This is a genomic window from Limnohabitans sp. (genome assembly GCF_034680285.1).
Lineage (GTDB): Bacteria > Pseudomonadota > Gammaproteobacteria > Burkholderiales > Burkholderiaceae_C > Limnohabitans_A.
This window is the reverse complement of the sequence record NZ_JAXITC010000005.1, coordinates 110,983-124,454: the sequence shown is the minus strand read 5'-3', so window position 1 is coordinate 124,454 and position 13,472 is coordinate 110,983. Positions and strand designations below refer to the sequence as shown.

Annotated in this window: 12 protein-coding genes; 7 read left to right on the top strand and 5 right to left on the bottom strand. The window is 60.3% G+C overall.

Annotation, left to right across the window (positions count from 1 at the left end):
• The first annotated feature begins 228 nt into the window (after positions 1-228).
• The 3 genes from SWE17_RS06160 to SWE17_RS06150 are packed head-to-tail and all read left to right on the top strand — an operon-like array spanning position 229 to position 5,323.
• Positions 229-2,826, top strand: a complete 2,598-nt coding sequence (locus SWE17_RS06160) for a DNA internalization-related competence protein ComEC/Rec2 (RefSeq protein WP_322993959.1) — start codon at positions 229-231, stop codon at positions 2,824-2,826.
• A gap of 51 nt (positions 2,827-2,877) precedes the next feature.
• Positions 2,878-4,329, top strand: a complete 1,452-nt coding sequence (locus SWE17_RS06155; protein WP_322992230.1) for a circularly permuted type 2 ATP-grasp protein — start codon at positions 2,878-2,880, stop codon at positions 4,327-4,329.
• 16 nt (positions 4,330-4,345) lie between these two features.
• Complete coding sequence (locus SWE17_RS06150; protein WP_322992229.1) at positions 4,346-5,323, top strand: alpha-E domain-containing protein; 978 nt, start codon at positions 4,346-4,348, stop codon at positions 5,321-5,323.
• A gap of 72 nt (positions 5,324-5,395) precedes the next feature.
• Here SWE17_RS06150 and xth read toward each other — a convergent pair whose 3' ends face one another.
• Genes xth through SWE17_RS06135 form a run of 3 tightly spaced genes read right to left on the bottom strand, consistent with a single transcriptional unit; the run spans position 5,396 to position 7,544 of the window.
• Complete coding sequence (gene xth, locus SWE17_RS06145) at positions 5,396-6,190, bottom strand: exodeoxyribonuclease III (RefSeq protein ID WP_322992228.1); 795 nt, start codon at positions 6,188-6,190, stop codon at positions 5,396-5,398.
• Positions 6,187-6,687: a dihydrofolate reductase gene (locus SWE17_RS06140; protein ID WP_322992227.1), complete on the bottom strand. Its 501-nt coding sequence runs from the start codon at positions 6,685-6,687 to the stop codon at positions 6,187-6,189. The genes xth and SWE17_RS06140 overlap by 4 nt, the downstream gene beginning before the upstream one ends.
• An 11-nt stretch (positions 6,688-6,698) precedes the next feature.
• Positions 6,699-7,544: a thymidylate synthase gene (locus tag SWE17_RS06135; protein ID WP_322992226.1), complete on the bottom strand. Its 846-nt coding sequence runs from the start codon at positions 7,542-7,544 to the stop codon at positions 6,699-6,701.
• A gap of 111 nt (positions 7,545-7,655) precedes the next feature.
• Between SWE17_RS06135 and SWE17_RS06130 the strand changes: the two genes are divergently transcribed.
• The gene (locus SWE17_RS06130; RefSeq protein WP_322992225.1) at positions 7,656-9,569 is read left to right on the top strand and encodes a 7TM-DISM domain-containing protein; all 1,914 of its coding nucleotides are present in this window, start codon (positions 7,656-7,658) and stop codon (positions 9,567-9,569) included.
• Positions 9,554-10,252, top strand: a complete 699-nt coding sequence (locus tag SWE17_RS06125; protein WP_322992224.1) for a response regulator transcription factor — start codon at positions 9,554-9,556, stop codon at positions 10,250-10,252. The genes SWE17_RS06130 and SWE17_RS06125 overlap by 16 nt, the downstream gene beginning before the upstream one ends.
• Positions 10,253-10,275: 23 nt before the next feature.
• Here SWE17_RS06125 and SWE17_RS06120 read toward each other — a convergent pair whose 3' ends face one another.
• On the bottom strand, positions 10,276-10,596 hold the full coding sequence (locus SWE17_RS06120; RefSeq protein WP_322992223.1) for a DNA-binding transcriptional regulator: 321 nt from the start codon (positions 10,594-10,596) through the stop codon (positions 10,276-10,278).
• Positions 10,571-10,960, bottom strand: coding sequence for a type II toxin-antitoxin system RelE/ParE family toxin (locus tag SWE17_RS06115; RefSeq protein WP_322992222.1), 390 nt, complete (start codon positions 10,958-10,960; stop codon positions 10,571-10,573). Before SWE17_RS06115 ends, SWE17_RS06120 begins: the two co-directional genes overlap by 26 nt.
• A 336-nt stretch (positions 10,961-11,296) precedes the next feature.
• On the opposite strand from SWE17_RS06115, the gene SWE17_RS06110 reads away from it, so the two are divergent.
• The gene (locus tag SWE17_RS06110; RefSeq protein WP_322992221.1) at positions 11,297-11,593 is read left to right on the top strand and encodes a helix-turn-helix domain-containing protein; all 297 of its coding nucleotides are present in this window, start codon (positions 11,297-11,299) and stop codon (positions 11,591-11,593) included.
• A 14-nt stretch (positions 11,594-11,607) separates the two neighbouring features.
• Positions 11,608-13,464 carry a ShlB/FhaC/HecB family hemolysin secretion/activation protein gene (locus SWE17_RS06105; RefSeq protein WP_322992220.1) on the top strand — a complete coding sequence of 619 codons (1,857 nt, stop codon included), beginning with the start codon at positions 11,608-11,610 and terminating at the stop codon, positions 13,462-13,464.
• Positions 13,465-13,472 lie beyond the last annotated feature (8 nt).

The following is a 13,472-nucleotide window of genomic DNA, read 5'->3' as shown; positions in this document are numbered from 1 at the left end:
CAGTTACAACTAGCAAGACACGCGCCAAGATTCACACAGCCGCCCTTTGGAATCGGGCTGTTGACGGAAATTCCAAGAGCGCCAGAGCCAAACAAAAACCAGCCATTTCAGGGAGGCTGTCATGAAACCATGCGGGTGCGCAGTGTGGAAAGGGGCCGTGCGTCCCGACAGAGCCTTCAAGGCGCTGTGGGCCAATGGAGCGCAGGCCTTGGCCCAGCGCGGCTTTACATGAACTCTATGGGCTGGGGCCGTCACCTGGTTTGGAACTTGTTGGCCTGGTGCTTGGGGGTGGCGCTGCAGCTGCAACAAGCCGATTTATGGCCTTTGGCGACCTATGCCAGCGTTTCAGTGGCGGTGGTGGCTTGCGCTGGCTTCCTGAAATGCTGGCGTCCATCGCACACGGCTGTCAGGACTGCACGACTTTTGGCATGGGGTTTGGTCTGGGCCGCTGCCGCTTTTTGCACCACGGGTTTGCACGCCTGGACACGGGCGCACACCATCGCTCCAGCGCTTGAAGGGCAAGACCTGGATGTGGTGGGCGTGGTGCAAGCCATGCCCCAGCGGCAAGATTTGGGTTGGCGCTTTCGCTTTCGCATTGAGCAAGCTTGGGCTTTGGACGCGCAAGGGACCGCAAAACCTTTGCAGCTGGGCGCAGACCTGCCGCCACAGGTGTATTTGGGTTGGTACGGGCAAGACGGCATGCACGACAGTGGCTGGAGCACCTCCGCCTTGCCCGAGCCGGTTAAGGCCGGTGAGCGTTGGCGTTTGCGGGTGCGTCTGAAAGCGCCCCATGGGCACTTGAACCCACGGGGATTTGACTACGAGTTATGGCTGTGGGAGCAGGGCATACGCGCTGCAGGCTATGTGCGCACAGGCCGCAAAGACCCGCCGCCTCTGCGTTTGGGCAGCACTTGGGCGCACCCGATAGAAGGCTGGCGACAGGCGGTGCGCGACCGCTTGTTGGCGCATTTGTCACCCGCGGGCGCAGATGCTGACGCCGCCAAGCGAGCAGGCATCGTGGCGGCCCTTGTCACGGGTGACCAAGCGGCGATTGACCGCAGCGATTGGGATGTCTTCAGGGCCACCGGGGTGTCCCATCTCATGAGCATTTCGGGCTTGCATGTGACCATGTTTGCTTGGCTGGCCTCTGGCGTGGTGGCTTGGGGCTGTCGGCGCTCGGCGCTGTGGGGCTTTCAGGGTGCTTTGCGCTGGCCTGCGCCCCAAGTGGGGGCTGTGTCGGGCTTGTTGCTGGCCGGTTTTTATGCCCTGTTCAGCGGCTGGGGTGTGCCCGCGCAGCGCACCTTGTTGATGCTGTGTGTGGTGCTTGTGCTGCGCTTGTCGGCCCGCCAGTGGCATGGTGCGCTGGTGTGGTTGATGGCATGTGCCGTAGTGCTCACCTGGGACCCTTGGGCCCTGTTGCAACCAGGGTTTTGGTTGAGTTTTGTGGCGGTCGGGGTGCTGATGGCCTCGGGTTCCTCGCCCAGAGCGGAGCAAGCCACCGAGTCGGTCATGTTGAACCCGGGGTTTCGCACCGATGTGGTGCGCATAGGCGCATGGCACCGTTGGGGTGCATCCCAAGGCCCTATTTGGGGCTCTTGGGTTTGGCAACGCGTGGCTGCTTTGCTGCGCGAACAAGCGGTGGTCACCTTGGCTTTGGCCCCGCTCACGCTTTTGTTTTTTGGACAGGTGTCGGTGGTGGGTTTGGTGGCCAATTTGTTGGCCATTCCCTGGGTGACCCTGGTCGTGACCCCTTTGGCTCTCTTGGGTGTGCTTTGGTCCGATGCATGGCAATGGGCGTCTTGCGCCCTGCAACCCATGGCTGTGGTGCTGGCTTGGCTGGCCGCATGGCCTTGGGCCAGTGTGTCTGTGGCCATGCCGCCTTGGTGGTTGGCCATGCTGGCGCTGGCTGGCGCTTGGGTGGGCGTGATGCGGTGGCCGGGCTCCTGGAAATGGGCGGTTTTGCCCTTGTTTTGGCCTGTTGTGTTCTGGACGCACCCACGCCCAGCACCCGGTACCTTTGAGTTGTTGGCCGCTGACGTGGGGCAAGGCAATGCGGTGCTGGTGCGCACCGCCACGCACAGTTTGCTGTACGACGCCGGACCGCGCTACTCGTCGGAGAGCGACGCCGGGCACAGGGTGCTGGTGCCCCTGCTGGCGCAGATGGGTGAGCGCATCGACACCTTGATGCTCAGCCACCGTGACAGTGACCACACAGGCGGCGCGGCGGCGGTGTTGGCCATGCAACCACAAGCGGCGTTGTGGTCATCTCTGGAAGACACGCACCCTTTGCACGCCTTGCGGACAGATTGGACGCGCTGCCAGGCTGGGCAAGTTTGGGAGTGGGATGGCGTGCGCTTTGAGGTGCTGCACCCACAGCCTTCCCCAGAAAGTTTGTCCAAAATGCCCAAGCCCAATGAGGTCAGTTGTGTCCTGCGCATTGCCAGTCAAGTGCCAGGCACAAAAGGCGGCCTTCAGGGCTCGGCCTTGTTGGCTGGTGACATTGAGGCCGCGCAAGAGCTGGCGCTGGTCCAGTCAGGCCTCAGCCCGGTCGATGTGTTGCTGGTGCCCCACCACGGCAGCAAAACGTCATCAACCCAGGCATTTTTGGAGGCACTCAGGCCCCGCTGGGGTTTGTTGCAAGCCGGTTACCGCAACCGCTACGGGCACCCGGCGCCCGAAGTGGTGGCCCGGTACCAAGCATTGAGCATCGCACTGGCCGACAGCCCCCGATGCGGTGCAGCCACTTGGCGCAGCAGCGCACCTGAGCAGGTCCAGTGCGAGCGGACGCTGCGCCAACGCTACTGGCACCACCGCATTCCCCACTGAAAACAGATTTGGGTATATATCTTGCTAATAGTGTTTCAGGAGTGAAGAGTCATGCGCCAATTCGATGAAATGTACAGCCGCCTGCCTGCACCGGGCCAAGAGGGAGAAGTTCGAGAGCACTACCTGGCCTACGCCCGCTGGTTACAGGGCCAAGCCCCACAGACCATGGCGGCACGGCGTGAAGAGGCCGAGATGATTTTTCGCCGTGTCGGCATCACCTTTGCCGTCTACGGCGACAAGGACGAAGACGGCTCGGGCACCGAGCGCCTGATCCCTTTTGACCTGATCCCCCGCGTGATTGCCGCCCAAGAGTGGAAAAGCATGGAGGCAGGGCTGGTGCAGCGCGTCACCGCGCTCAACCGCTTCATCCATGACGTGTACCACGATCAAGAAATCTTGAGGGCGGGCATCATCCCGCGTGAGCAGATCGAAAACAACGCGCAGTTTCGCCCCGAGATGGTGGGGGTGGATGTGCCCAACAACATCTATTCACATATCAGCGGCATCGACATCGTGCGAGCGCCCGACAGCGCAGGCAAGGGCGAGTACTACGTGCTCGAAGACAACCTGCGCGTGCCCAGCGGCGTGAGCTACATGCTCGAAGACCGCAAGATGATGATGCGGCTGTTCCCCGAGCTGTTCAGCCAGCACCGCGTGGCCCCGGTCGCGCATTACCCCGATTTGCTGCTGGAGACCCTTCGCGCCAGCAGCCCCGCCACCACGGCCGAGCCGACGGTGGTGGTGCTCACCCCCGGTATGTACAACAGCGCATATTTTGAACACGCCTTTTTGGCGCAGCAAATGGGCGTGGAGCTGGTGGAAGGGCAAGACCTGTTCGTCAAAGACAAGTTCGTCTACATGCGCACCACACGCGGCCCCAAACGGGTGGACGTGATCTACCGCCGGGTGGACGACGACTTTTTGGACCCCAAGGTGTTCCGCCCCACCTCGACGCTGGGCTGCGCGGGCCTGATGGACGCTTACAAGGCGGGGCATGTGGCGATCTGCAACGCTGTGGGCACAGGCGTGGCCGACGACAAGTCGATCTACCCCTATGTGCCCGACATGATCAAGTTCTATTTGGGCGAGGAGCCGATCCTCAAAAATGTGCCCACATTCCAATGCCGCAAGCCCGATGACTTGCAATACACCCTGGCCAACCTGAAAGACCTCGTGGTCAAGGAAGTGCACGGCGCAGGCGGCTACGGCATGCTGGTGGGCCCGGCCTCCACCAAGGAAGAAATCGAGCGCTTTCGCGGTGCCCTGCTGGCCAACCCCGAGGGCTACATTGCGCAGCCCACGCTCAGCTTGTCCACTTGCCCGACTTACGTGGACAGCGGCATCGCGCCGCGCCACATCGACCTGCGCCCCTTTGTGCTGAGCGGCCGCACGGTGCAGATGGTGCCCGGCGGCTTGACCCGCGTGGCTTTGAAAGAAGGCTCTTTGGTGGTGAACTCGTCACAAGGCGGCGGCACCAAAGACACCTGGATCTTGCAGGACTGAAAAGGGGATAACACACATGCTTTCAAGAACCGCCGATCACCTTTTCTGGATGTCCCGCTACATGGAGCGGGCCGAGAACACGGCCCGCATGCTCAATGTGAGCTACGAAACCTCCTTGCTGCCGCAATCCGCCGCCGCAGTTGAAGCTGGCTGGGAAGGCATTTTGTCCATCAGCGAATTGCTGCCCTCGTACCTGGCGCTTTACAAAACCATCACGCCACGCGATGTGATGGCGTTCATGGTGAAAGATGCAGACAACCCCTCGTCGATCATCTCCTGCCTACGAGCAGCCCGTGAGAACGCGCGTGCAGTGCGCGGCACCCTGACCACCGAGGTGTGGGAAACCCAAAATCAGACCTGGCTCGAAGTCAACCGCATGCTCAAAAGCGGCGAGTTCGAGCGCGATCCGGGCCAGTTTTTTGAGTGGGTGAAGTTCCGCTCGCACCTGTCACGCGGCGTGACGGTGGGCACCATGCTGATGGACGAGTCGCTGTACTTCATGCGCATGGGCACATTTTTGGAGCGGGCCGACAACACCGCGCGGCTGGTGGATGTGAAGTTCCACGCCATGCAAAACGACTTTTTCGGGGCTCCGCAATACGGCGCACCTGAGACCGAGAGTGCGCAGGAATACGACTTCTACCACTGGAGCGCCATCTTGCGCAGCGTCAGCGGTTTTGAGGTCTACCGCAAGGTTTACCGCGATGTGATCCGCCCGGAGCGCGTGGCCGAGTTGCTGATCTTGCGGCCGGACATGCCGCGTTCGCTGCATGCCAGCCTCAACGAGGTGGTGTCCAACCTCGCGTTGGTGTCGCACGACCGCGAGAGCGATACCTTGCGCCATGCTGGGCGTCTGCGCTCAGAGCTGGCCTTTGGCCGCATCGATGAAATTTTGGCCACAGGCCTGCACGCCTACCTGACCCAGTTCTTGGAGCGTGTGAACGTGCTGGGCGGGCGCATCAGCCGCGAATTTTTGATGCCGCAGGCGGTCTGACTTTGTAGGAGCGGCGCCCCCGCCGCGAAAGCGCTTCAATATGGGCAGACATTCGCCCCAAGGGCGCGGCTCCTACACGCCCAGCGTCAGCACCACGGGTGTGTGATCACTGGGCCGTTCGTTTTTGCGTGGGGTTCGGTCGATCACGCAAGCCGATGCCTTGGCTTTGAGCGCAGCTGAAACCAAGATGTGGTCAATCCGCAAGCCTCGGTTGCGCCGGAATGCAAACTCGCGGTAGTCCCACCAGCTGTAGCTTTTTTCGGGCTGCTCAAACAGCCTGAAGCTGTCGGCCAGTCCCAAATCGGTCAAGGCTTGCAGTTTTTCACGCTCGGCCACCGTGCAATGGATGGTGTCCTTCAGGCCCACTGGGTCCCACATGTCGAGTTCATCGAAGGTGATGTTGAAGTCCCCTGTGAGCACCAGTTGCGGGTGGCGCGTCATTTCGCTTTGCACCCAATCGCGCAGGGCGTCGAGCCAGCGCATTTTGTAAACAAACTTGTCGCTGTCAGGAGCCTGACCGTTGGGGAAATACGCGCCAATCACCCGCACGGTGCCGCCTTGGCCATCGGGGTAGGTGGCCGCAATCACGCGCGACATGTCGTCTTCGAAGCCAGGGATGTTTTTGACCACCTCGGTTCCCTCGGCCGCAGAAATCAGGGCCACGCCGTTGTAGGTTTTTTGGCCAAACCACTGCGCATGGAAACCCGCCTCTTGGAAAGCCGCGATGGGAAATTTGTCGTCGGTCAGCTTGAGTTCTTGCAAGGCCAGCACGTCAATGCCGCCCGACTCTTTTTGCGCCGCCAACCAGTCCAAAACTTGCGGCAGTCGCACCGACAGCGAGTTGACATTCCATGTGGCGATTTTCATGGCGTGCGGGTGTGGTGGTTTTGGTAAATGACGAAGCTGAAAGGCAGGCCATTGGCCCCCACATGCGGTTCGCGTTGAATCTCTTGCCAGGCCGCCCCCAGCTCGGGTGCAAACGCGTCGCCATCAAAGTCGGCGTCGATCTCGGTGACGACGGCCGTGCTGGCCAGCGGTTCGGCTTGGCGGTAAATCTCGGCGCCGCCCATGATCCAAGCGTCATGCACATCGCCACACATCTGCATGGCCTCTTCGATGGAGGCCGCACGCGATGCGCCATCGGCCCTCCACTCGGCCTGACGGGTGATGACGATGTTGGTGCGGCCGGGCAGCGGCCGAAAGCGTGCAGGCAGCGAATCCCAAGTCTTGCGGCCCATGATGACCGGCTGGCCCAGGGTGACGCGTTTGAAGTGCGCCAGGTCTTCGGGCAGGTGCCAAGGCATCTGGTTGTCTTTGCCGATCACGCCATTGCGGGAGCGGGCGTAAATCAGGTGCAGCTTCATCGATCCGCGCCTCAGACAGCGACAGGCGCTTTGATGGCAGGGTGGCATTCGTAGCCCACGACCTCGAAGTCTTCAAATTCGTAATCGAAGATCGACGCTGGCTTGCGTTTGATGTTGAGCGTGGGGTAGGCCATGGGCGTACGGCTCAGTTGCAGCTCGACTTGCTCATGGTGGTTGCTGTAAATGTGGCAATCACCACCCGTCCAGATGAAGTCACCCACATCCATGTCGCATTGCTGTGCCACCATGTGGGTCAGCAAGGCATAGCTGGCGATGTTGAAGGGCACGCCCAAAAAGATGTCGGCGCTGCGCTGGTAGAGCTGGCAGCTGAGTTTGGGTTTGTCACCCGCCTTTTGGGGCGGCGCCACATAGAACTGAAAGAATGCATGGCAGGGCATCAGCGCCATCTGGTCGAGCTCGGCCACGTTCCAGGCGCTCACGATGATGCGGCGTGAGTCCGGGTTGTTTTTGAGCGTGTCCATGACCTGCTGCATCTGGTCGATGTGGCCGCCGCCTGGGGTCGGCCAGCTGCGCCACTGCACGCCATAAACCGGGCCGAGCGAGCCGTCTTCGCGAGCCCACTCATCCCAAATGGTGCAGCCGCGCTCTTGCAGCCACTTCACATTGCTGTCGCCGCGCAGAAACCACAGCAACTCCACAATGATGGCCCGCAAAAACACCTTTTTGGTGGTGACCAGCGGAAAGCCCTCGTTCAGGTCAAAGCGCATCTGGTGGCCAAATACGCTGCGCGTACCGGTGCCGGTGCGGTCGCCCTTTTGCACACCCGTCGTGTAGACGTGGCGCATGAAGTCTTCGTACTGGCTGCGAATTGGGCGGGGATGGGCGGGCGTATTCATGGTCGCTGAGTTTAAGCCAGCAGCCGGCTGAACTGACCGAGGCGACCTATACCAAGGGCGACATTGTTACCATTCTTGTTGTCCATTCAATCCTGTAATCCAAAAGAAAACATGTCCACTCAACACCCTTGGGGTTCCTTGCTGCAGCGCTGGGTGGGTGTGCTTTTTTGGGCTGTTGCCGTGTGGGGGCCGACGGCGGCCTGGGCGCAAGACCACATCCTGGAAAAATCCTTCTGGACCGACACCACGGGGAGTGCCAGCTTTGAGCAGGCCCGCTCGGCCCCGTATACGCCCTACAAAGGTGTGCTCAGCAAGGGCTTCAGCCGGAATGTGCAGTGGGTCAGGTTGAAGATTGATGGCGTGGCGCCAGGCATCACCGACAAGCTGGTGCTGCGCATTCGCCCGGTTTTTCTCGACCAGATCACGCTTTTTGACCCGCTAGAGCAGGACCCGGGCAGGGCGTCGCGCACCACGGGCGACCGCACACCGTTTGCGGCCACCGAATTCGAATCGCTCAACCACGCCTTCGTCATCCCGGCGCACCAGGCCCCGCGCCATGTCTGGTTGCGGCTCTCCACCAGCAGCACGCAGTTGATGCATGTCGAAGCGCTCTCCCAACGAGAAATGCTGCGCGAAGAACACGCCCTGTGGCTGGCCTATTCAGCCTTGCTGGCGGTTCTTTTCTCATGTTTGCTGTGGGTGTTCATCTCGTGGCTGCAAGACCGTGACCCGGTCAACGGTGTCTTTGTCCTGCGTCAGAGCGTTTTGCTCGTCTACACCGCTTGCTATTTAGGCTATCACCGCATCCTGTTTGACGGCGTGATGTCTGCGCAGCACCAGGATCTTTTCTACAGCTGGGCCCTGTTGTTGTCGACCACGCTGACCTTCGTGTTCGAGTACCGGCTGTTGCACGAATACGCCATCTCGCGCTGGGGCCGCTATGTGCTGCGCACGGGGCTGGCGGCATCTTTGTTGGTGCTGTTGCTCATGCTGGCGGGCCGCAGCGACTGGGCATTGCCCTTCAACACACTCTTGGTGGGCGTGGGCATGCTGTCCATGTTTGTGATCTCTGTGTTCATTCGCCCACAAGCCCCCGCTGAGTCACTGGCATTGAGTCGATATTTGCTGCCAAGGTGGGCCATCGTCGCTTACTACGGCCTGGCAGTCTCCTTGTTGGCCGTGAGCATCATGCCTAGTCTCGGCCTGATTCAGGGCACTCTGATTTCCATCTACGGTGTCCTTCTTTATGGCCTGCTGTCGGGCTTGGTCATGACCTCGCTGCTCATCGTGCGCTCGCGGCAGATGGAGCGCCTGCGCCGCGAACAGGCCAACCACCTGTTTCTCTCGCGGGAACAACTCGCCATCGAAACCCGTCGTCGCCAAGACCAATCGCAGCTGCTCAACATGCTCATGCACGAACTCAAGACGCCTTTGGCTGTGATCGACCTGGCGCTCAAGGACCGCGCCGCGACCGATAAGGCCCAAAGCTATGTGGGCCGCGCCATCGACAACATGAAGTCCATCCTCAACCGTTGCGTGCAGACCGACCGCTTGGTCGAGCGACCTTTCGAAGCGCAAGCGCAGCGTTTTGACCTGGCTCGGCAACTGCAGCAATGGGTGCAAGACAACCCTCAGGCCGAGGGCCGAATGACCCTGCAAATCGCGCCTGCTGCACACGTCGAAACCGACTTGCAGTGCGTGCAAATCATCGCCAGCAACCTCCTTGAAAATGCCCTCAAATACGGCGATCCGCAGCAGCCTGTCGAGGTCACCTTGCAGCCGCAGCACCATGCAGATGGGCGCAGCGGCTGGTGCCTGCAGGTGTGCAACGCGCCCGGCGTGGCTGGCCTGCCAGATGCTGACAAGGTCTTTGCCAAGTACTACCGCAGCGCGGCAGCCCAGCGCCAGTCTGGCACGGGTTTGGGTTTGTTTCTGTCGCACAATCTGGCTCAGCAAATTGGTGCTGAACTTCGCTACCAGCTCACCGACAACCACATCTGCTTTGAACTATGGCTGCCCACCTGAGCATCGTCCTCGTTGAAGACAACGACGATCTGCGTGAACTCACCGCCGACGCGCTGCGCGACGAAGGCCACCGGGTGGTCGCGCTCAGTTGTGCCGAAGAACTCGAAGACCAAGCTCGGGGCGCTGCTGCTGATGTGTTTTTGATTGACCTGAACCTGCCCGGCGAAGACGGCTTCAGCCTCTCGCGCCGCATCCGCCAGGTGCACCCGCTGGTGGGCATCGTCATCATTTCTGCCCGCTCGGACCTGCAAGACAAAGTGGTGGGCTACGACAGTGGGGCCGACTGGTACTTGCCCAAGCCCGTTCCCTTTGCCGAGTTGTCGGCCGCGCTCAAAAGCTTTGCCCGCCGCCGTCAGGCTCAGCAGGTCGACACCGTCATGCCCTCCGGTGGTTTGCGCTTGCAACAGCGTGAGTTGCACGGGCCTGTTGCCAGCGTGCGCCTCACGCCCGCCGAAGAAAACCTGCTGACCGCTTTGGCCCGTGCGCCCTCAGGCCGACTTGAAAACTGGCAACTGCTCGAACTGTTTGGCCTCGACAGCGCCGACGTCAGCAAAACCAGCCTCGAAGTGCGCATCACCCGTCTGCGCAAAAAGCTCAGCCAAGTGGGGGCACAAGGGCTGTGCCTTGAATCCATCCGCGGCATCGGCTACCAGCTGAATGTGCCGGTGCAAGTCATGGTTTGATTTGTAGGCGCTTCGCCTGCACTTCAGGCCAGTACGGTGAGGCCGTGTTTGTTGACGATGTTGAGCAATTTCAGCGCCATACCGCTGGGTTTTTTGGTCCCGGCTTCCCATTTCTGAACGGTGGATTCACTGGTGTTGAGATAGATGGCGAAAACGGGTTGACTGACCTTGACACGCTCTCTGATTTTTTTGATCTGCGCTGCTTCAAGCTGTGGCGTCTGCGCAATGCAAGAAACATCAAAAGCCTTCATCGTGGCCTTGTCAATGGCACCGACTTTGTGCAAGGCTGATGCAGACTCATGGATGGACTGCATCACATCACTTTTGAATTTTTTCTTGCTCATTGCAAATCTCCTGCAAATCTTTTGAATCGATCAAATGGGTTAACTGTTCTGTACTCAACTTTTCATAGACTTTGGCGAGTTGTTTGAATGTCTGCAACTCCACTTGTGAAATGTTGGCCGTATCCTTTTTCGCAAACAGATGCTGGTAAATCCATAACTTGCCACCCTTGGCCAACAAGACAGAGCGATGCTCATTCTTGTTGATTCTTTTTTTGTAGACACCGCCACCAAGATCATCGGCTTGCCCTGCCATCACTTCCTTGACTGCAGTGCATAAATCCAGGTCGGAGATCAGTGCATCCCCTGCAGTTTTACTGAACCTTTTGGTCTTGAATGCTCTGGGTTTGTTTTGAAGTGCTGACATCTTTAGTGTAGCACCAGGTGCTATTTTTGAGTGATTCCATTTTCCAACCCGTGAGCTTTGGAGTAAGGGTTGGTCAAATCAATTTGTAGCTCCAAATAATTCAAATTGATAGGGTGGAGACCCTGTTGGACTTGATGCGACGCAGTTCGCAACGACTTCTTCGCGGCGAGGGCGCCGATCCCACAAAAGAGAATGCCTTCTTAATCCTTTAATTTCCTTCATAAACCTTCAATTTGCCAGTTTATGTTGGCAAATTTAGCAAATTGAAAGCATTTGAAAGGTTTCTGTCGGTTCTTTTTCTTTAATCACCAGCATCTACAAATTCGTCAGCATGCTGTGCTCTCACTTTACAAACTCGATCTGACCGGCCCTGCCGGTACCGTCCGCCTCACGGCGACTGAAGCCACTTTGCTCCAAGCCTTTGCGCAGTCGTCCGATGCGCGGCTGGCGTTCGAGCAAGTCGCGCAATGCATGGGCATCGTGCTGAGTGACGAGCAGAAATCCAACATCCAGGTGCGCATGGTGCGCCTGCGCAAAAAGCTGCACGAAGCGGGCGCCGAAGGCGCTGTCATCGAAGCCATTCGCAACGTCGGTTACCAGTTCTTTGACGAACTGAACATCCGCAAATCATGAGCCGGAGCAACGACATGCTGTTGAACACATTTCCCAAGCACGCCAGCCAGGTTTCTTCTCTCCGTGGGAGCGACGCCCCCGTCGCGACAGCCGCTTTCCCCTGTGGGAGCGACGCCCCCGTCGCGATGACCACTTGTGGTCTGCCTGCCATCGCCCCGAGGGCGGGGCTCCTACATCAACTGTTCGCGGGCTTGTTGGCTGCGGCCCCCGCACTGGCCTTGGCCGCCCCCGACGCCGGCTCGGTGCTGCAGCAACTCGAAGCCCGCCCCGGTGGTGCCCTGTTTGCCCCAGCACTCAAAACCCCCGTGGTGCCCACACCGCCCGCAGCCAACCACAGCGGCCCCGTGGTGCGCGTCAACGCCTTTGAGGTTGAAGGCGCCACACTGCTCAGCCCCATCACCTTGCAAGGTGCACTCAAAGGCTTCACCGGCCAAGACCTGAGCCTCACCCAACTGCAAGAGGCCGCTTGGGTTTTGGTGCAGACCTACCGCGAAGCGGGTTGGTTGGTCAACGCTTGGGTGCCCCAGCAAGAGATCGAAGGCGGCGTGGTCAAGCTGCGTGTGGTCGAGGCGCGCCTGGGCCAGGTGCGCATCGACTACCCAGAAGGCCGCTTGCCCCGTGAGCGCATCCAGGCCATGGCCGATGTGCAATTGGCCGTGGGCCAGCCTGTCAACCTACACCAAGTCGACCGTTTGCTTTTGTTGCTCGACGACATACCCGGCGTGGTGGCCACAGCCACTTTTGCCGAAGGCGCAGAGGCAGGCCGCACCGACGTGTTGGTCACCTTGGGTGCGGGCAAAACGCTTGACGCCAACATCACGGCCGACAACTTCGGCTCGGTTTCCACTGGCTCCAACCGCATCAGCGCCAGCGTCTCGGTCCACAACCCCGCTGGCTTTGGCGACGCCCTGCAACTTCAAGCCGTGGCCACTGAGGGCAGCCGCTATGGCCGCCTGGCCTACACGGTGCCCATGGGCCTGCAAGGCGTGCGCGTGGGCGGTCACGCGTCCGACATGCGCTACAAATTGGTGGGCAGTTTTGCCGCACTGCAAGCGAGCGGCTCGGCCCAAAGCTGGGGTGCAGACCTCACGGCCCCGCTCATTCGCCAGCCCGAGCGCAACCTGAGCGCCCAGCTCGCCACCGACCGCAAACGCTTTGACAACCTGGCCTTGGCCAACACGGGCGACGTTGACCCCACCACCGTCTCGCACTACCAGCTCGATGTGCTGCGCATGGGCCTTGTGGGCAACTGGATCGATCGCGCTTGGCGTCCGGCACAAAACACCGCCAGCTTGCAAAGCAGCTGGGGCAAAGTCGATTTGACAGATTCGCCCAACGCCACTGCAGACGCCAACGCGGCCAAGACGGCCGGGGCTTTCCGCAAACTCAACGCCAACTACAACCGCGAGCAAAGCCTGACGGGCCAGACCAGCTGGTACCTGCAGGCTGCAGCCCAGTGGGCCAACCGCAACCTCGACTCGTCAGAAAAAATCTATCTTGGCGGCGCTACAGGCGTGCGTGCCTACCCCAGCAACGAAGCGGGCGGCAGCTCGGGCGCCACGCTCACCGCCGGCTTCAAGCATCGCTTGAACGAGGCCTTCACGCTCAACGCCTTTGCCGACTGGGGCCGCATCCAGATCTACAAGAACAACCTCAACGCCGCAGGCAGCGCCATCAGCACGGTCAACACCCAAAGCCTGCAAGGCACGGGCCTGAGCCTGAGTTGGCGCAGCCTGCAAGGCCACGAACTGGCCGCCACCTGGAGCCGCCGCAGCGGGCAAAACCCCGCAGCCAACCCCAGCACCGGTGCCGACAGCGATGGCACCCGCACCCTGAACCGTTTGTGGCTGTCTGCCGCGCTGAACTTCTGAACAAGACC

Bases quoted from the DNA above. Each gene is read 5' to 3' on its own strand.
- SWE17_RS06155 (WP_322992230.1), top strand. From the start codon at position 2,878: ATGCGCCAATTCGATGAAATGTACAGCCGCCTGCCTGCACCGGGCCAA.
- SWE17_RS06135 (WP_322992226.1), bottom strand. From the start codon at position 7,544: ATGAATACGCCCGCCCATCCCCGCCCAATTCGCAGCCAGTACGAAGAC.
- SWE17_RS06105 (WP_322992220.1), top strand. From the start codon at position 11,608: ATGCTGTTGAACACATTTCCCAAGCACGCCAGCCAGGTTTCTTCTCTC.
- SWE17_RS06115 (WP_322992222.1), bottom strand. From the start codon at position 10,960: ATGTCAGCACTTCAAAACAAACCCAGAGCATTCAAGACCAAAAGGTTC.
- SWE17_RS06130 (WP_322992225.1), top strand. From the start codon at position 7,656: ATGTCCACTCAACACCCTTGGGGTTCCTTGCTGCAGCGCTGGGTGGGT.
- SWE17_RS06160 (WP_322993959.1), top strand. From the start codon at position 229: ATGAACTCTATGGGCTGGGGCCGTCACCTGGTTTGGAACTTGTTGGCC.
- SWE17_RS06120 (WP_322992223.1), bottom strand. From the start codon at position 10,596: ATGAGCAAGAAAAAATTCAAAAGTGATGTGATGCAGTCCATCCATGAG.
- SWE17_RS06125 (WP_322992224.1), top strand. From the start codon at position 9,554: ATGGCTGCCCACCTGAGCATCGTCCTCGTTGAAGACAACGACGATCTG.
- SWE17_RS06140 (WP_322992227.1), bottom strand. From the start codon at position 6,687: ATGAAGCTGCACCTGATTTACGCCCGCTCCCGCAATGGCGTGATCGGC.
- SWE17_RS06150 (WP_322992229.1), top strand. From the start codon at position 4,346: ATGCTTTCAAGAACCGCCGATCACCTTTTCTGGATGTCCCGCTACATG.
- xth (WP_322992228.1), bottom strand. From the start codon at position 6,190: ATGAAAATCGCCACATGGAATGTCAACTCGCTGTCGGTGCGACTGCCG.